16 protein-coding genes are annotated in these 17,921 nt (G+C 54.3%); all 16 read right to left on the bottom strand.

Features of this window, described 5'->3' with window-relative positions:
- Window positions 1-11 precede the first annotated feature (11 nt).
- Window positions 12-1,142 (bottom strand): polysaccharide pyruvyl transferase CsaB, encoded by a 1,131-nt coding sequence (gene csaB / locus FHS19_RS27405; protein WP_183585072.1) that lies wholly within the window; start codon window positions 1,140-1,142, stop codon window positions 12-14.
- Window positions 1,115-3,133, bottom strand: a complete 2,019-nt coding sequence (locus tag FHS19_RS27400) for a DUF5693 family protein (protein WP_183585069.1) — start codon at window positions 3,131-3,133, stop codon at window positions 1,115-1,117. The genes csaB and FHS19_RS27400 overlap by 28 nt, the downstream gene beginning before the upstream one ends.
- Window positions 3,134-3,219: 86 nt before the next feature.
- Window positions 3,220-4,941 (bottom strand): phospho-sugar mutase, encoded by a 1,722-nt coding sequence (locus tag FHS19_RS27395; RefSeq protein ID WP_183585067.1) that lies wholly within the window; start codon window positions 4,939-4,941, stop codon window positions 3,220-3,222.
- 37 nt (window positions 4,942-4,978) lie between these two features.
- Window positions 4,979-5,416, bottom strand: coding sequence for a 3-hydroxyacyl-ACP dehydratase FabZ (fabZ, locus tag FHS19_RS27390; RefSeq protein ID WP_183585065.1), 438 nt, complete (start codon window positions 5,414-5,416; stop codon window positions 4,979-4,981).
- A gap of 286 nt (window positions 5,417-5,702) precedes the next feature.
- The gene (locus FHS19_RS27385) at window positions 5,703-5,921 is read right to left on the bottom strand and encodes a DNA-directed RNA polymerase subunit beta (protein WP_076174647.1); all 219 of its coding nucleotides are present in this window, start codon (window positions 5,919-5,921) and stop codon (window positions 5,703-5,705) included.
- Window positions 5,922-5,931: 10 nt separating this feature from the next.
- A complete protein-coding gene (locus FHS19_RS27380; RefSeq protein WP_183585063.1) occupies window positions 5,932-6,756 on the bottom strand; it encodes a flagellar hook-basal body protein in 825 nt (274 codons plus the stop codon).
- Between the two features lie 32 nt (window positions 6,757-6,788).
- A complete protein-coding gene (locus FHS19_RS27375) occupies window positions 6,789-7,670 on the bottom strand; it encodes a flagellar hook-basal body protein (protein ID WP_183585061.1) in 882 nt (293 codons plus the stop codon).
- Between the two features lie 240 nt (window positions 7,671-7,910).
- On the bottom strand, window positions 7,911-8,909 hold the full coding sequence (locus FHS19_RS27370; RefSeq protein ID WP_163882780.1) for a rod shape-determining protein: 999 nt from the start codon (window positions 8,907-8,909) through the stop codon (window positions 7,911-7,913).
- Window positions 8,910-9,141: 232 nt separating this feature from the next.
- Entirely contained in the window at window positions 9,142-9,429 is a 288-nt protein-coding gene (spoIIID, locus tag FHS19_RS27365; RefSeq protein ID WP_089549722.1) for a sporulation transcriptional regulator SpoIIID, read from the bottom strand.
- A 298-nt stretch (window positions 9,430-9,727) separates the two neighbouring features.
- Window positions 9,728-10,483 carry a M23 family metallopeptidase gene (locus FHS19_RS27360; protein ID WP_183585058.1) on the bottom strand — a complete coding sequence of 252 codons (756 nt, stop codon included), beginning with the start codon at window positions 10,481-10,483 and terminating at the stop codon, window positions 9,728-9,730.
- Window positions 10,484-10,552: 69 nt separating this feature from the next.
- Window positions 10,553-11,887, bottom strand: a complete 1,335-nt coding sequence (gene spoIID, locus FHS19_RS27355) for a stage II sporulation protein D (protein ID WP_183585056.1) — start codon at window positions 11,885-11,887, stop codon at window positions 10,553-10,555.
- A 497-nt stretch (window positions 11,888-12,384) separates the two neighbouring features.
- Window positions 12,385-13,740 carry a UDP-N-acetylglucosamine 1-carboxyvinyltransferase gene (gene murA / locus FHS19_RS27350; protein ID WP_183585293.1) on the bottom strand — a complete coding sequence of 452 codons (1,356 nt, stop codon included), beginning with the start codon at window positions 13,738-13,740 and terminating at the stop codon, window positions 12,385-12,387.
- Window positions 13,741-14,137: 397 nt separating this feature from the next.
- A complete protein-coding gene (locus FHS19_RS27345) occupies window positions 14,138-14,395 on the bottom strand; it encodes a DUF1146 family protein (RefSeq protein ID WP_183585054.1) in 258 nt (85 codons plus the stop codon).
- A 343-nt stretch (window positions 14,396-14,738) separates the two neighbouring features.
- Window positions 14,739-15,143: a F0F1 ATP synthase subunit epsilon gene (locus FHS19_RS27340; RefSeq protein WP_076174668.1), complete on the bottom strand. Its 405-nt coding sequence runs from the start codon at window positions 15,141-15,143 to the stop codon at window positions 14,739-14,741.
- Between the two features lie 53 nt (window positions 15,144-15,196).
- Window positions 15,197-16,600, bottom strand: a complete 1,404-nt coding sequence (gene atpD / locus FHS19_RS27335; protein ID WP_183585052.1) for a F0F1 ATP synthase subunit beta — start codon at window positions 16,598-16,600, stop codon at window positions 15,197-15,199.
- A gap of 248 nt (window positions 16,601-16,848) precedes the next feature.
- Window positions 16,849-17,712: an ATP synthase F1 subunit gamma gene (atpG, locus tag FHS19_RS27330; protein WP_183585050.1), complete on the bottom strand. Its 864-nt coding sequence runs from the start codon at window positions 17,710-17,712 to the stop codon at window positions 16,849-16,851.
- Between the last annotated feature and the right edge of the window lie 209 nt (window positions 17,713-17,921).

Here is a 17,921-nt window from a genome sequence, read left to right as displayed (position 1 = left end):
CACCTTATCCTTTATTGCTGCTGCAAAAAATCAATAATATGCTGCGCCGGAGCCTGCGCCTCTTCCTTCAGCACCGCGATGCGCTCGCGGTTTGCCTCCTGCCAGAGGCCGCTCTCGCTCAGCAGGCGAGACACCTCGCTCTTCAGCGCCTCAGGCGCCAGCGAAGCGCTTGTCCCTACAGGCTCCAGATCCAGCCGCTTCAAAAAGTTATCGATCTTCGGATCATAGGACACCCCGATCATCGGCACCAGCTGATTCGCGGCATAGATGAGGCTGTGCAGCCTCATGCCGATGACGACGTCGCAGCGGCCAACCTCGGCCAGCATCTCCTGCGGATGTACCGCATCGCGGCACATCGACACGACGCTGCCGTTCGCGGATACATCGCCCATCCGGTCGATAATCTCCTGCGACGCTTTCACGTCGTCCGGCAGATGGAACGGCAGGAAGCGCAGATGCACGGCCTGCTCCTGGCACAGCTTGCCCAGCCCGTCGGCCATCGCCTGCAGCTCCCGGCGTTCCGGATCCCAATACCGGACCGAGATGCCGATCACCGGCAGCGGACGTTCGGCGTCCTGCTGCAGCCGTTCCGGCTCCTGGCCGCCGGTCGTCAATCCCATGACCGGGTCAGGCACGACCTGAACCCGGTTCCAGCCCAGGCCCATGCGTTCCAGCAGGTGCGCCGATTCCTGATCCCGAACCGATATATATTCACATTGGTTAAACACGCTTTTGATGAATGGATGAAACAGCTTCCGATTGACGGGTCCAATCCCTTGCGAGTAGATAAAGACCGGCTTCTTCAGCCACTGGGCCAGCTTGATCACCCCGAGATAATAAGGGATCGTCTTGGAGCTGGTGGCATCCTGCAGCAGACTGCCGCCGCCGCTGATCAGGCCTGAGCTTACCTTCAGCGCCTGTCTCACCTCGCCCAGCTTCATCCGGTGTACCGCGTCCACGCCGTAGGTGGCCTTGGTCCACTCGGGATCGATGGAGAGGACCACCGGCCGAATCGGAATACCGGCTGCCTTCCCCCGCTCCTCCAGAGCGGTTAAGATCGATTGGAGCACCGCCTCATCCCCGCTGTTCCGGAACCCGTAGTATCCGGAGATGACTACGGTCTTCTGAGACGTGGTACCCATCGTTTCCAACACCCTTCCAGTACTTGCCATACGCCAATGGCGATCAGGCCAAAGATAAATCCGAGACCCAAGCCGAGCAGGTCACGAACGAACGAAATTTTCATCGGCGAGTGGATATGCGCGAACGTATCCACCATCGACAGCTGGCCGATGACCGTAAAAATCATCAAGTAAACGACGTTGCGGTATCTAAGCGACAAGAAGATACCCAGCAGGAACAGCGGATGCGCGACCAGTTCCTTGCTCCGTGGACGGACGTGGAATGTGTTCTCCAAGAACGTACGGAATGTCATTTCAATCGAGCTGACGCTTCCCCCGTTACCGGTGCGGCTCAGATAATATAAGCCTAACACACCTAGGACGGCCGCTGCCACTACCCAGACCAGCGTAATCGGGGTACGGAATAATTTACCGATTTGCTGCAGCGGTTTGCCGCCGCGGTACAGAACGACGTAAATGGCGATGAGACCGATTGGTGCCGCATGCAGCAAGCTGACGCCGCGGAACTGATTCAGCACGAGGCTGTACGTAATGTTGTTCAGCAGCCCGATGACAAAAGGAATCGCACTGAGCGAAATAATGGCCGTCTTAATATAAGTCACAACCGCATGAGCCAACCGGCGTCCAGGCGAAAGCCCCGCGTTGGCGGCGTTCATTTCGTTCAGCTTTCGGACCGCCAGCAACACGGCAATCGTCGGTGCGCTGATGGCCACGAGCAGAGCCAGTGCTTGCTCAAACAGCGTCGGCTTGAGGACATACAGTCCTGCACTGCCGATTAACCCAAGCACAAACGCAATCAGGGTCAGTGCCGGGATAAAGTAAGAAATGAGGAGTGCAACGAAGGCAACCCCGCCGAGCACGACCACCATTTTGAAATAACGCTGTCCGGCCGAATCATAAATATGGAATGCTCCCGCTTGTCCCATCTTGAAACCGTTGTTCTCCATCTGCTTGATGGCATTTCCCGGCTCCTGCAAGGTTTTCACGATGTTCTCCACGGAATCGGTAATGGTAGCCTTGGTCGTATTGCGGGATGGAGCGACGTTGATATACAGCATCCGGATGTTCCGGTCCTTCGTCGCCAGCGCAAACCGGTCGGCGATCGTCTCCGGACTCAGCGCCGCAGCATCACGGTCGCTCAGGGAGTAAATACGGGCTACGTTGTAATCCGTATCGTAGGCCAGCTTGGACAGCCCCTTCTGCGGCTGTTTCAGGTTCTCGATGGCCGCAATGCCGATCCCGTATTGGTTCAGCAGGTTGGCGAAGCCCTGCAAGCTGTTCATATCCTCATTGTCATTGAAGCCTTTAACGGAATCGCCCTCAAACAAGACGCGTTTGACGCCGTTCGCCTGATAGTAGGCCAGCAGCTTGTCCATCGCTTCCTGGTTGTAAGGAAGGCTGTCGGACATCCGCGGAACAATGTTGAATCCTTTGCTGCGCAGCATTTCGAATGCAATCGGATCTGGCTGCATTGGCTTGAGCACGGCATCCTCCGGGGAAGTTTCGAGAATCAGGCCCTTCTGCCCGTTGAATTCCCATGGCTTGACGCCGATGCCGATCCCCGTAAAGGTGTCTTCGATCAGGGGAGACAAGCGGCCCGCATTCTCTTCGTTCGTAAACAGAATATAGGTATAGTTATCGTTGGTCGGGATGACGCTCTTCGTCATCGAGGCGACGTCCCCCGCATTAAACATCATGATGCGGCGGGATTTTTTAAAATCGTCCAGCGTACTCTCGAACATCGCCATGCTCGTCACGCCCGCCGCCTTCAGCTGATCCAGCTGCTGCTGAAGGTATTCCTCCGGGTGGGCTTGATATGAAGCCGTCTCCACCAGCCCGCGATAATTATACACCAACTCTACGTTATTGGAAGATGACTCCGTCCGGTAGCGGTCATAAATCACCGGAATTGCGGCGATAATGCCCAGCACGACGAGAATCCACAGCCATTTGCGGGATGCCGTGTTCCAACGCTGCCATTTCTGATGCACCAAAAGTACCTCCTCATAATAACTCCGGGAATCCGCAGCGTTCTTCCTCGAACACGCGGCCTCCCGGAATATCCATTTCTTAAATGTTAGGCGTCTACCCTTGCCATCACTTCATCCGACAATTTCTGAATACGCGCATTCGCATCCTCCAGAGAATCGCCTCTCACGGCAAAGTATACCTTGATCTTCGGCTCCGTCCCCGATGGTCGCAGGCAGAACCAGGAACCGTCTTCCAGCATATATTTCAGCACGTTTTCCTTCGGCAGGCCGTCAAGTCCTTTTGAATAATCCAGCACCTGCGTGACGGCTTGTCCCGCCACTGTCTGCGGCGGGTTGCTGCGCCAATCGGACATTTTCGCCTGGATTTGGGCCAGGCCGTCCTTGCCTTTCAGCGTGCGGGACTCCAGTTTCTCCTGGAAGTAGCCGAACTGCTCATACAGCTCTTGCAGCACCTCGTACAGCGTCTTGCCTTGAGCTTTGTAATAGGCACCCGCTTCACAGATGAGCAGCGAGGCCAGCACGGCGTCTTTGTCGCGGGCATAGTTGCCGGCGAGGTATCCGTAGCTCTCCTCGTACCCGAACAGATACGTATGGGAGCCGGTCTCCTCGAACTGGGTCATTTTCTCCCCGATGTATTTAAAGCCGGTCAGCGTATTGAATACTTCCGCCCCAAAATGCTCGGCGATCGTCGCACCCATCTCGCTGGTCACGATCGTTTTGATGACCGCCCCGTTACTTGGCAGTTTGCCGGCTTCTTGTAACTGGCTGAGCAAATAATAAATCATAAGTGCCCCGGACTGGTTACCGGACAATACGACGAATTCCCCTGCCTGGTTCTTCACCACCGCACCCATACGGTCGGCATCCGGGTCGGTTCCGATCAGCAAATCAGCACCGATCTCCTGACCTACCTTCATGGCCAGCGTGAACGCTTCGCGTTCTTCCGGGTTCGGAGACTTTACGGTGGAAAATTCGGCGTCCGGCTGCTCCTGCTCCGCTACGATATGCACGTTCGTAAAGCCGACTTCCTCCAGCACGCGGCGGACCGGAATATTCCCCGTCCCGTGGAGCGGTGTGAAGACGATTTTAAAATCTTTGCCGAGCGTCGACGCAATCGCCTCTCGGTTAACGCTGACATCGGCTACGGTGCGGATAAACGCATCGTCATCCTCTTGTCCGAGCCAAACAAGCAGCCCTTTCGCTTCAGCTTCCTGCTGATCCAGGCGCTTCACCGCAGCGAAGGAATCGACCTGCTGGATGTAGGAAATGACCTTCTCCGCTTCGTCCGGCACGAGCTGACCGCCCTCGGCGTTGTACACCTTGTACCCGTTATACTCCGGCGGGTTATGGCTCGCCGTAATGACGATGCCGCCGGTCGCTCCCAGATGGCGCACGCTGAACGACAGCTGCGGGGTCGGGCGCAGGGATGGGAATAGCTTGGCTGTAATGCCGTTGCCTGCAAGCACCAGAGCGGCCTCCAGCGCAAACTCCGGCGAGAAGTGGCGGGAATCATGGGCGATCACAACCGAAGGCGTGCCCTCGGCCGAACCGTGCTGCTCCAGTATGTAGCGTGCAAATCCTTGCGTCGCCTTGCCGACGGTATACCGGTTGATGCGGTTGCTTCCTGCACCGATCACGCCGCGGAGGCCGCCTGTGCCGAACTCCAAATCTTTATAAAAACGGTCTTCCAGCTCCAGTGGCTGCTCGGACAGCCCTTCGAGCTCCCGTTTCGTTTCTTCATCTATAGAAGGATCTTGAAGCCATTGCTTGACATTGTCACTTGCTTGCGTGCTGAGCTCTTGTGTCATTACTGCTTCTCCTTTCCATAATAAGAATGATGGGTACTTAAGATTGTGCGGGGTCGGACAGAGCGAACATGATGTCGCCTTCCGCGACCACTTTATCGTCGACCTTGGCTACGGCGTGTCCCTTCCCAATGCTTCCCTTAAGGCGGGTAATCTCCACCTCAAGGCGAAGCGTATCGCCGGGTACCACTTGTCCACGGTAGCGGAAGTTGTCGAGACCCGCCAGAAAGCCGATTTTACCCTGGTTGCTCTCTTCCTTCAAAATAGCGGCTGCTCCAACCTGCGCCAGCGCTTCGGTGATCAGCACGCCCGGCATGACCGGATACTCCGGAAAGTGGCCGATGAAGAAAGGCTCGTTAATCGTAACGTTCTTGATCCCGACCGCACGCTTGCCGACTTCCATCTCGATAATGCGGTCCACCAGCAAAAACGGAGGCCGGTGTGGAATGATCTCCTGAATTTCTTTCACGTTAAGCACGTCTCTCAAACTCCTTTCAAAATAGGCGAATCACCGCAACTTTTAAGGGTTATACTGCATAAAATCCATAGATTTCGGATAAAACTAAACTATCCTTCACCCTCTGCAGAAGTGAAGGTTCAGATAAGGGGCCTTTCTCCGGTATGCCGATCCTGATGAACGGCACGGGGGAGGCCCTTTTGTACGGGCTTCGCAAGTCCCCCATCATTATACATTTTCCGAGCAAAAAAAGAAAACTCCCGAATGGAAGGAGTTTTCTGTCAAAAGTCAGCGGTTAGACGCCCCGTCAGGGCGCAAATACCAAATCGATCACATGCTGCCAAGTCTTCCATTGAAACACGTCGGACAGGCTCTGTTTGCCGATAAAGACATAACCGAAGGTCATCCCGCCAACCAGAGCGAGCAGCAAAAACAGCGGAATCATCCAGCGGATGACAATTCTCCATCTTGCCGTCTTCCGCACGGCCGGTTTCGCTTTGCCAGCTGCTTGGGTTTTCTCACTCATTGCAGAACTCCTATCCACGGATATTGTTCGCCAGATTCATCATCGTGTCGCTGGATGTCAGTGCCCGGGCGGATAGCTGATAAGCGCGCTGCGCCTGCATCATATCCGTTATTTCTAGCGCATAATCGACATTCGACTGTTCCAGATATCCCGAACGGATGGTTGTCCCGGAGACGGCTGCGGTATAAGGGGCGTTGCCGAACACCTGAGCTTTCGTCAGGTTGCCTGGAATGACAAACAGGTTGCCGTCCATCTGCACCAGCGCATCCGGGCGTACCCGCGATGCCAGCTGAATGGTAGCCACGGCGTTTGTCCCAGTCGCATTCGAAACAATGACCTGTCCGTCCTGATCGACGGCCACCTTGGCATTGTTTGCGACGGAGATCTGCCTGCCGTTCGTGTCCAGAACGAAGTACCCCTGATTGTTCACCAGCACCATGCTATCCGGCTTCGCAGGGTCGGGATCGGGTACAAAATGGAAGGCGCCTTCCCGGGTGTAGGCCGTGCGTCCGTTCGCTTCAACCGCAAACAAGCCCGTGCCTTCAATGGCGAGATCCAGCGGATTACCCGTCTGATTCAGCGGCCCCTGCTGCATATCCCGGGTGATTTCCGTCATCCGCATGCCGAAACCGTTCGCGTATCCAAGCGGGGAAACCCGTCCGTTCTGCTTGAAGCCGTCCGGCTGCTGCGTGACCGTCGTCAGCACGTCCTCGAAGGAACTGTCCTTCCGTTTGTAACCGTCCGTATCGATGTTGGCGATGTTATCCGCGATCACGTCCAGCTTCCGCTGCAACGCATTCATGGATACCATCGCGCTGATCATGGAGTTATTCATTTACGTCCACCCTCCCTAGTGCGTAGCATCCTCTATACCTTGCCGACCTCGTTGACAGCCTTGTCCAAACTTTTATCATAAAATTGCACGACCTTCTGATTGGCCTCATAGGCCCGAAGCGCCGTGTTCATGTCTACGACCGCCGCAGAGGAATCCACGTTGGACTGCTCCAAATAATGCTGCCGCACTTCTACGCGGTCGGCGTTACCCAACGCGCGGACACCGGCAGCTGCGGGTTCATCCACCTTGAACAATCCGTCACCCGTACGCACCATCTGGCCGGGCTGCCCCACGACGGCAATGCCAAGCCGCGTTCCGGGCGCACCCGTTGCGGGATTCAAAATAAACCCCTGCTCGTTCACTTTAAGGCTGTCCACCGAGCCTGTCAACCGAATGGGCTGATTATTGGCATCCAATACCTGGTACCCGGCCGAAGTCAGCAGCAAACCGTCCGGTGTCACCTGGAAGCTGCCGTCTTTCGTATATCCGATTTCCCCATCCGCGTTGCGGACGGTAAAGTACGCTTCCGGCTTGTACGTTACACTGCCGTCCGCATCGACATACTTGCCGGATTGGTCGAACGGAATGTTCTGACCCGTTGCCGGATCGGTGACTTCGAGATCGGACACCAGCGCAAAGTCGGTCGGCTTCTCGCTCTCCGTGATGACGCCCTGCTGGTACATGGACAAGCTCTCTTCAGCAAAAACGCCCGTGATCAGCTTGCCGAGCTGCGGGTTCGGGTTCTCCGCTCCCCCGCCGATCATCGAAATCAGCACCTCGGGAAAAGAACGGGCCACGCTGTTCACCTGCTTGTACCCGGGGGTGTTGATATTGGCAATATTTTGGACGGCGGTGTCGTGGCGGCTCTGCTGCGTCATCATGCCGGCAGCGGCGGTGTAAAGTCCTCTCAGCATTGAGATGGGGTCCCTCCCTGTTTCATGTGCTTGTTCATTGGGTAATTCATAATTTATCTTCATCTATATAGATAAAATTATAGCAAATATGGCTCTGACTTTAATTCTCTCTATTTATATACATTGCTGATCTATATGAACGGGCTCCTCAAAGCCCGCGATCCATAGTACATATATCGGACATTAGCCCGGGTTTTTTTAGGGTTTTGCCACAGCCGGCCCAGGGCCGGCCATACATCATTAGAATGCTTTCTTGGACACCTTGTCCAAGTGATCGAGCATGAGTCCCGTGCCTTTAACGACACAGTGCATCGGGTCCTCCGCGATCAGCACCGGCACGTGCAGCTCTTCGGCGAGCAGCTCGTCCAATCCGTCAAGCAAAGCGCCACCGCCGGTCAGAATCACGCCGCGGTCGATAATGTCGGCGGACAGCTCGGGAGGCGTCCGTTCCAGCACCGACTTGGCAGCGGCCACGATCATCGAGACCGGTTCCCACAGCGCTTCCTGAACTTCGTTGGAAGAGACCGTCACGGTAAGCGGCAGTCCGCTGACCATATCGCGCCCGCGGATATCGATCTCATCCTGGCGTCCGCCCGGACGGACGGTGCCTACTTTGATCTTGATATCCTCCGAGGTGCGTTCACCGATGAGAAGCTTGTACTTATTTTTAATATATTTCACGATGGCTTCGTCGAACTTGTCCCCCGCCATTTTAATAGAAGAGGCGGTAACGACGTCGCCCATAGACAGGACGGCTACATCCGTCGTTCCGCCGCCGATATCGACGACCATATTGCCGCTTGGCTGATAAATATCCATACCCGCGCCAATGGCTGCGGCTTTCGGTTCTTCTTCCAGGAACACATCCTTGGCTCCGCTTCGCTCGGCGGCTTCCCGGATGGCCTTCTGTTCAACGGAGGTAATATTCGTAGGCGCGCAGATCAGAATCCGCGGCCGGCTGCTCCAGCTGCGTCCTCCCACACTGCTGATGAAGTACTTCAGCATCGCTTCCGTAATCGCAAAATCCGCAATGACCCCGTCACGCAGTGGACGAATCGCCACGATATTGCCGGGCGTGCGGCCAACCATTCTCCGGGCTTCTTCCCCGACGGCAAGGACTCTTTTGGTATCGCTTTCGATCGTCACGACGGAAGGCTCGTTGAGTACAACCCCCCTCCCTTTGACATGAATCAGCACGTTGGCTGTGCCAAGATCAATTCCAATATCCTTGCTAAACATCATGAAAAGAGCCCCCAAAGTATTATTTTATGGTAAAAGAGTCCCTGTTACCGCTTATCGAAGTCCCATTTCGACAGGATGTGGCAGGAAGTTATGTATTTTTGGGAAAAAGGGATCACATTTGTCGACCTTATACCATCTTTTAACATATCATACTTCAGGGGAGGGATACAATGGGCACAGGTGTGCCCTGCCGCTTGATCATATGAACCGGGCCTGGAAGCCCAGATGGTCAGGCTTTGGCGGAAGCGACGGCTTCCCGTTTCTTCCCGCTGGTCTTTTTATACTTAATCTTGGTCGCTTCGCCTCCCCGGAGATGACGGATCGATTTGTGGTATTCAAGAATGTGCTTAACCTGATCAGCCAGATCGGGATTGATTTCCGGCAAACGTTCGGTCAAATCCTTATGCACTGTGCTCTTCGATACGCCAAATTCCTTGGCAATGGTTCGGACCGTGTGTCTCGTTTCCACGATACAACGACCAATTTTAATGGTCCGTTCTTTGATGTAATCGTGCACGCTCCCGCCTCCCTACTGTGGATAGTTTGGTACATTATATGAGGGGCGTGCCTATATATTCGCGCTTTCCAAGCCTGACAAGCTCCTCAAGGCCCATTTATTTTACGGGCAGCGCAAAATAACCCCGCATATCGAGGGGGCTGACCAGAGCTCTTTCCCGCCATTCGCAAGGGTTTTGCACACAAAAAGGCAGGGATTGTCCCTGCCTTTAGGCTTATTTTTCTTTACTTGTATAGATTGAACTAAAGTTTTGCCTTGAACTTTGTTTAGTTCATTCTATATGGCGAAAAGCTTTCGGTTACTGCTTCGGAAGAACGGTTTCCGGATTGACCGGAGTTCCATTGTCGAACACTTCGAAGTGTACGTGGTTGCCCAGTTCCTTCTCGATTTCGCTGCGTCCGGCTGTACCGATCGTATCCCCCTGCTTCACGGTGTCGCCCAGTTTGACTTTGGCGTCCGAGAGGCTTTGGTAAACCGTCTTGAGATTGTTGTCATGGGTAATCTCGATCACGGTTCCAGTCAGCGGCGGGTTCAGATCGACGCGAGTTACTTTTCCACCGAGAGCAGCTTTGACGTCAAACGCTTGGTCATCTGCGCGGGCCAGGTCGACGCCGACGTTCGGAGTGAACGTGTCATCGTACTGAACCATCGCGGCTTGATGATTTTCTTCGGTACCATTTTCATCATAGAACGGCTTCACGACTTTTACGTCTTTGGCATTCGCCACCGGCCAAGCCATACCTTCGGCATTGGCGGTCACTTCAACAGCATTGTCCTTAGCGTCTGTGGCAGTGTCTTTGCCGGCTGCAGCATCCGAAGCGGTAGTAGATTGCTCCGTTACTTTAGCGGGGTCTTGGGTAAGGTTCTTCTGGCTGGTATCCTGGTAGACCCACACTAAAGTTAGTATAATTGCTGCTGCGGCCACGTAAGCTGCCGGGTATACCCACCGTTTGGACAACAGCTTTTTCCACGAAGAAGGCTGATTTACAGGCTCTCCTTGCACTTTTTTAGGAGCTTCGCCGTGGTTTTGACTACTTTTGTTTTGTTCATTCATATGTTTATCACCTCAGTAACATTGTTACCGGGGTGGAATCTTTTATACGTATCTCTTTATATTATTTTTTCAGTCTTTAGAGAGAAGTTTTGAAGCTTGCGTAAAGTCGATGCCCGTATAGTAGTGTTTGAGAATTTGCGTGGCGGTCGACCCTTCCTTGGCCATCCCGTTCGCACCCCACTGGCTCATCCCGACGCCATGCCCGTATCCGTACGTGGTGATCTGGATGTCGGCGCCCGACGTCTCCCAAGTAAACTCGCTGGACCGCAGGTTCAGCTTCTCTCTCACTTCCCGGCCGCTGAACACATGTCCGCCGATGGAAATCTCTTGAATCCGGTGCCCTTCCGTCGTAGACAAGACTTGAATGAAAGGCTGACCCGTTGATACCGTGATGGCCTGTCCGGCTAGACCAAGCTTGTTGATAAAATCTTTGCGGCTGATCGTGACCGTTTCCTTGTACCCCGGCGCCAGCTCCTTGTCCCATGGACTCGCTACGCTGCGAAGGTACGGGATATCTTCTGTCCAATAATCCTCCGAATTTTCGGTATACCCGTTGCTGGTAGAAAAAAAGGATGCCGTAATCGGCTTGCCTTTATAGGTCATGATCGTGTTGCGGGTTTCCTGCACCGCCCGCTGCAGCTTGGCCAGCTCCGCGGATTTTCCCTGCGCCTTCCATTCCTTCTCCAATACTTCCTTGGAGATATACGCCTGGTGGCTGACGGTATCGGTTACCATGGCCTTGCGGTCCGGCACGCCGCTCATGTCGCCGTCGACGAGGCGGCGGACAATAAAGGTGCGGGCCGCGATCGCCTGCGCTTTGAGCGCCTCCAGCTCAAAGTCCGCCGGCATCTCGGCCGCCAGCACGCCGGTGACGTAGTCCTCCATCGGCAGCACTTCCACTTGTCCCGTCTTCGTCAGATAGACGGACACGTTCGGCAGCTGCGCCTCCGCTTGCGGCGCAGCGGGCTTGGCCGGTGCGGGCGCCGGAATGGGCGCAGGCACCGGTGCGGGGTGGTGGTGCGTCGTCACCACCACCAGCGTGGGCAGCAGCAGCGCCAGTGCGAGTACCCCGCCCGCCCCCCACAGGGCGGCTGGGGGCACCTTGCGGGCGCTGCCCGGGCGGTGCGGCCCTTTGGCCGGGCCGCGGCTTGGCGGCGGCGTCCATGGGCGCCGCCCTGGGCTGTACCGGGCGCCGCCAGGCGCGCCCGGGGCTTCGGGCCGGAGCGTGCCTTGGCGCTCCGGCCTGTCCGGCGCTGCAGCCTCTGGCGGCTGCGCAGCAGTGCCGGGCAGCAGCGTCAGCCGCGGCCTGCCTGGCTGGGGGGCCGTGCTTCTCGGATCATCCGGCGTGAGCGCTTCGCTTCTGGGAGCGACGGGAATTTTTAATTGTGTGCGTGGATCCTTCATATTCTCTCAAACCTCCGTCCATGCTTCGTCCTTCGTTACTAGACCTTCCGGATACCGGCTGCGCGGCGGGCAGAAATCGATGGGACGCGGCTTTATAGTCCGCTCCCGTCTTCACCGTTCACATCCGATATTCATACATATGAGAGGCTTGAGAGTGATAGAACCCTTTTTGAGAGAAACAGAGATTGTGCCTTCCAATCCGGGGGAGCCTTCCATTCCTTAAAAGATAAAATAGGCTGGGTCAGAACCCATGCCCTGCATCGTATAAAAAGAAGTTCCTCATTATAATAAGAAAGACTTTGATTGAGGTGACGAAATCGAAGGGAATGGTGGATCGCAGACAAGTGGACGATAGAAAAGACCAGGCCGCAACGGGCCTGGTCTTTTCTTAGCTGCTTATGGGTGGATGGCCGCGTGCTTCCGGCCATTTGTTTGTTTACAGTACAATGAATCGTTTCCAGTAAAATGTTCCGCCTATCACAAGATCAAATAAGGACTTACACCCAGGTCGGCTGCACGTTCACCAGCTTGACTTCCTCTTCCTTGCTGTCCGCCTCTTTCTTGGCCGCTGCCGGCTGTGTCAAGGTCGGCTCATCGACGGAGATGCGCCAAATGTCGGCTCCCAGTCCTTGCAGCTTCTCAGCCAGGTGAACATAGCCCCGGTCGATATGATGCGTACCGCTGACCTCTGTCGTCCCTTCCGACACGAGGCCCGCCAGAATCAAGGCTGCTCCGGCCCGAAGGTCGGTAGCGCATACCTTGGCGCCTGTAAGCTTGGCACCGCCGGTTACGATGGCCGTGCGGCCCTCCACCTTGATCTCCGCGTTCATCAGATGGAACTGATCCACATGCATAAAGCGGTTCTCAAACACGGTCTCGGTCACGACACTTGTTCCCTCCGACTTGAGCAGCAGCGCCATCATTTGCGACTGCATGTCGGTCGGGAAGCCCGGATACGGCAGTGTCTTGATATCCACCGCTTTGAGCGGATGGTTCGCCTTCACGCGTACGCCGTTTTCGCCTGGTTCGATTTCAACGCCCATCTCCTCCAGCTTGGCAATGACCGGACCCAAATGATCCGGAATCGCGCCTTCAACGTACACATCTCCGCCCGTAATCGCAGCCGCCACCATGTAGGTGCCTGCTTCGATTCGATCCGGAATGACCGTATGTTCGGTACCGTGCAGCTTCTCCACGCCTTCGATCCGGATGACACCGGTACCGGCGCCGCGCACTTTCGCACCCATGCCGTTCAGGTAGTTCGCCAAATCGACAATTTCCGGCTCTTTCGCCGCATTTTCGATTACTGTCACGCCTTCAGCCAGCGTGGCGGCCATCATAATATTTTCAGTAGCGCCCACGCTGGCCACGTCCAAATAGATCTTGGCTCCGCGCAGTCTGCCATTACTTTTCGCTTCAATATATCCTTGTCCCAGGCTGATTTCGGCTCCCAGCGCTTCAAAACCCTTCAGATGCTGATCGATAGGTCTTGTACCGATGGCGCACCCGCCCGGCAGTGAAATCCGCGTATGGCCCATTCTCGTAAGCAGAGGACCCATGACCAGAAAAGACGCCCGCATCTTCCGCACCCACTCATAAGGCGCTTCACACGAGGTAATCGTTTGGGCATTGACCCTCATTACATCCTTTTCATATGTAATGACTGCACCTATGGATTCCAATACTTTACTGATTGTAATTACATCGTCAAGAGGAGGCGCATCGATAATGATGCTTTCTCCTTCTTCCCCAAGAAGAGAGGCAGCGATGATCGGAAGAACAGAATTTTTTGCCCCGCTGACTTTCACGCTTCCGGTCAGTTTATTGCCACCGCGGACGATAAATTTGCTCATCATGATTCCCTCCGCGTCCATTTTTTCCTTTATTTCTGGATATCAAGAAATTACATTGCTAATTCCCTAACTTCCATCATAACATTGACCTTTTGACGGATACAAGCGTTTTTTGGCGAATATGCTCCGGAGGAACTATCGCTTCAAGCCGGCCGGCACCCAGGGCACGCTAAGCGGGATGAGTTACGAAATCAGACTTTTTCGGTTCCATGTCCACATCTTTTTAAACGTGTAAGGCTTTCCTGCCACCTTCGGCAAGTGGAACCGCCAGCCTTACCTAAACTGTTCTTTTTCATTGTTGACATAAAAAAATGTTATTATTCGACATCTTTCAACCGTGTTCAGTTGCTGAAGTCCTACAAGCAGCCTATCAGTGATATAACCAAACGTTGACCGGTTAAAACATATACCGGATCATGTTGCTCCAGCCGATATAATCGATCAGAAACTTAGCGACGAAATGCCCCAGTACCACCGCCAGAAGCAGCTGCAGCAGCTTCCCTTGGGCTCCCTTCGGATGCCTGATAAACAGGTCCAGCTTCAAGTTCTGAAGCGCCCACCAAGACAAACCGATGCAGAACAAAGACACCACGATGGACATCAGACCGCTGACTCCGATGGTGCTTGATATGTTCTGTGATACGTCCGAATCCATGCCCTTACCTCCATCATCACTTGATTTAAAAAAAGAAGAACGATGAACGCTGGGTGTCCCTTCCAGCAACCAAGCTCATCAAGGGACTATTATATAATACTTGCCTTGCCCTCAAGAATCCAGTTCCAATTCCTTTATTTTTCAATAATTTATCGTAAAGCGCTTTCTGTCTAATTTCCTCGGAAATAAATAGGTCATTTGGACTAGTCGGCACCGATATTCTATATGGAATATGGGGATGTATGACTGAAGAATCCCCTGGTTTCATAGGAACTATGCCTTCGGTTTCTATCCGTTTCAATAAAAAAGCCTGTCTCTTTAACGAGACAGGCTCTCTGTACTATTATTTACGACCGGCCACATTGATCCGGTTAATCGCTTTTTGCAGGGCCATTTCCGCACGGCGGAAATCGATCTCATCCTGCTTGCCCGCTGCCAAACGGCGCTCGGCGCGCTCTTTGGCGGCACGTGCGCGTTCAACATCGATCTCTTCAGGAAGCTCTGCGCTCTCAGCCAGAACGACAACCTTGTCTTTGCGTACTTCAACAAAGCCGCCGTTAACCGCGATCTCGGTGGTTTTCTTGCCGCTCGTCACGGCAATCGGAGCAACCCGCAGCGGGGTGACCAACGGAATGTGGTTCGGCAAAATGCCGAGCTCACCCTCCACACCGCGTACAACCAGGCTGTCCACCTCTCCGGAATAAGCCACGTGGTCCGGTGTGACGATTTCCAATAAAAAGGTGCTCACTTACATCCCTCCCTGAATGCTCACTTCGGAAGCGGCTAGCTCCCGGCAGGACACTATTCCAACGTCTTCGCTTTTTCTACGGCTTGTTCAATCGTTCCAACGAAGAGGAAGGCTGCTTCAGGAAGGTCGTCGTGCTTGCCTTCGAGAATTTCCTTGAAACTGCGGATCGTTTCTTTAACCGGTACATAGATACCCGGCATGCCGTTAAACGCTTCGGCAACGTGGAATGGCTGAGACAAGAAACGCTGCACCCTGCGGGCACGGCCTACGATCAGCTTATCGTCCTCGCTAAGCTCATCCATACCGAGGATGGCGATGATATCCTGAAGCTCGTTGTAACGGGCCAGGAGACGCTTAACGCCTTGAGCGACGTTGTAATGCTCTTCGCCCACGATTTCAGGCGACAGGATACGGGAGCTCGATGCCAGCGGATCCACCGCCGGATAGATACCCATCTCGGAAATTTTACGCTCCAGGTTGGTCGTTGCGTCCAAGTGGGCGAACGTTGTGGCTGGAGCCGGGTCTGTATAGTCATCCGCAGGCACGTAGATCGCCTGGATCGACGTAACGGAACCTTTTTTCGTGGATGTGATCCGTTCTTGAAGCTGACCCATTTCGGTTGCCAGCGTTGGCTGGTAACCTACCGCGGAAGGCATCCGGCCCAGGAGGGCGGATACTTCGGAACCGGCCTGGGTAAAGCGGAAGATGTTGTCGATAAACAGCAGCACGTCTTTGCCTTCTTGATCACGGAAATATTCCGCCATCGTCAGACCTGTCAGTGCTACGCGAAGACGGGCGCCCGGCGGTTCGTTCATTTGTCCGAACACCATCGCCGTCTTGCTGATAACGCCGGAATCGCTCATCTCGTGGTACAGGTCGTTACCTTCACGGGTACGTTCACCTACACCCGCGAATACGGAGATACCGCCGTGTTCCTGAGCGATGTTGTTGATCAATTCCTGGATCGCAACGGTTTTACCTACGCCGGCACCACCGAAGAGACCGATTTTACCGCCCTTTTGGTAAGGAGCGAGAAGGTCGATAACCTTGATCCCTGTCTCCAGCATTTCCGCTTGGGTCGACAGTTCGTCGTATTTTGGCGCTTCACGGTGAATCGGGCTGGAAACCTCGGTAGTCACTTCGCCCGCTTCGTCGATCGGCTGTCCCAGTACGTTAAATACGCGTCCGAGGGTAGCGGATCCTACAGGAACAGTGATTGGACCGCCCAAATCCACTGCTTCCATACCACGAACCAGTCCATCGGTAGAGGACATGGCAATGCAGCGCACCATGTTATCGCCCAGATGGTTTGAAGCTTCCAGAGTCAAGTCGATCTGGCGTCCGCCAGCGACTGTGCCCTCAACTTTAATTGCATTGTAGATTTCCGGTAGTTGACCTCTTTCGAATTCGATGTCGACAACCGCACCCATAATGCTGACAACGCGTCCTTTGTTCATCTTTTTTGTTCCCTCCTACAAGTCTGCTGTATTCGCAAACCTAAATCGTAAGCCATGCGGCTTAACGGTATGCTCCGTGCAAGGTTCTATTATGAAATATAGATCATGTCTATCGCAGGTAACCGAAGCCGACAGACCGATTAAGGATGAGTTTGCTGCTGAAAACCAGGTGGGGCTTCTCCACACGCGGACAAGCACCCCCGGGTTATGAAAACAGAGATTCGAAAATAAGACACCGTCTAAAAATCTTATACCTGAGCGTTCGCACCAGACACGATTTCCGTAATTTCCTGCGTGATCGCAGCCTGACGCGCACGGTTGTAAGACAGTGTCAATTCGTTGATCAGCTTGGTCGCGTTCTTCGTCGCCGCACCCATCGCCGTCATCTTGGCACCCAGCTCACTGGCTTTGGCGTCCAGCAGTGCGCTGAAGATCAAGGTTTCGGCATATTTAGGAAGCAGCGCTTCCAGAACGGCTTCCGGAGACGGCTCGTATTCGTAGCTGGCCACCGGGGAAGCTGCGGATTCCATGCTGTCCATTGGCAGGAGCAGATTGGCTTCCGGAATTTGCGTCAACGCGTTCACGAAGCGGTTGTAGATGACGTACAGCTCATCGATTTTACCTTCCTCAAACTCGCGGACCGCTGCGGAAGCGATCGACTTGATGTCGGCAAACGATGGCGTATCGGACAAGTCCGTAACCTCTTTCACAATCGGAAGCTCTCTGCGGCGCATGTAGTCGCGGCCTTTCCGTCCAATCACGAACAATTCGTATTCATCGCTGGACTTATGGCGTTCCTTAATCATCGTCGAGACAAGCTTCAACACGTTGGCGTTCGAACCGCCCGCAAGACCGCGGTCGGAGGTGATGACCAGGTATCCGGTTTTCTTCACGGGACGTTTCTCAAACATCGGATGCTTGATGCCTTTGGTACCGGACGCGATGCTGGAGACCACTTCCTTCAGCTTCTCGGAGTAAGGACGGGAATGCTGCGCCATCTCCTGGGCTCTTCTCAGCTTGGAGGCGGCGACCATTTCCATCGCCTTCGTGATCTGCTTCGTGCCTTGAATACTTTTGATCTGACGTTTAATTTCGCGTAATCCTCTTGCCATGTTTTCACCACCTCAAAACTTTAGCAGAGCTAAAGTTACTTCGAAAGCAATAACTAAGCTTTGACAAAGTCAAAGCTAACTTCGTAAGCGAAACTTAACTTTAGCAGAGCTAAAGTTACTTCGAAAGCATTAACTGAGCTCTGACATCGTCAAAGCTGACTTCGTTGCGCATATCTTAAAAAGATGAACCCGAGCCTTGCGGCCCGGTT

The organism is Paenibacillus rhizosphaerae (assembly GCF_014192015.1).
GTDB classification, from domain to species: domain Bacteria; phylum Bacillota; class Bacilli; order Paenibacillales; family Paenibacillaceae; genus Paenibacillus_AQ; species Paenibacillus_AQ rhizosphaerae.
This window is presented reverse-complemented; position numbering and strand designations above follow the sequence as displayed.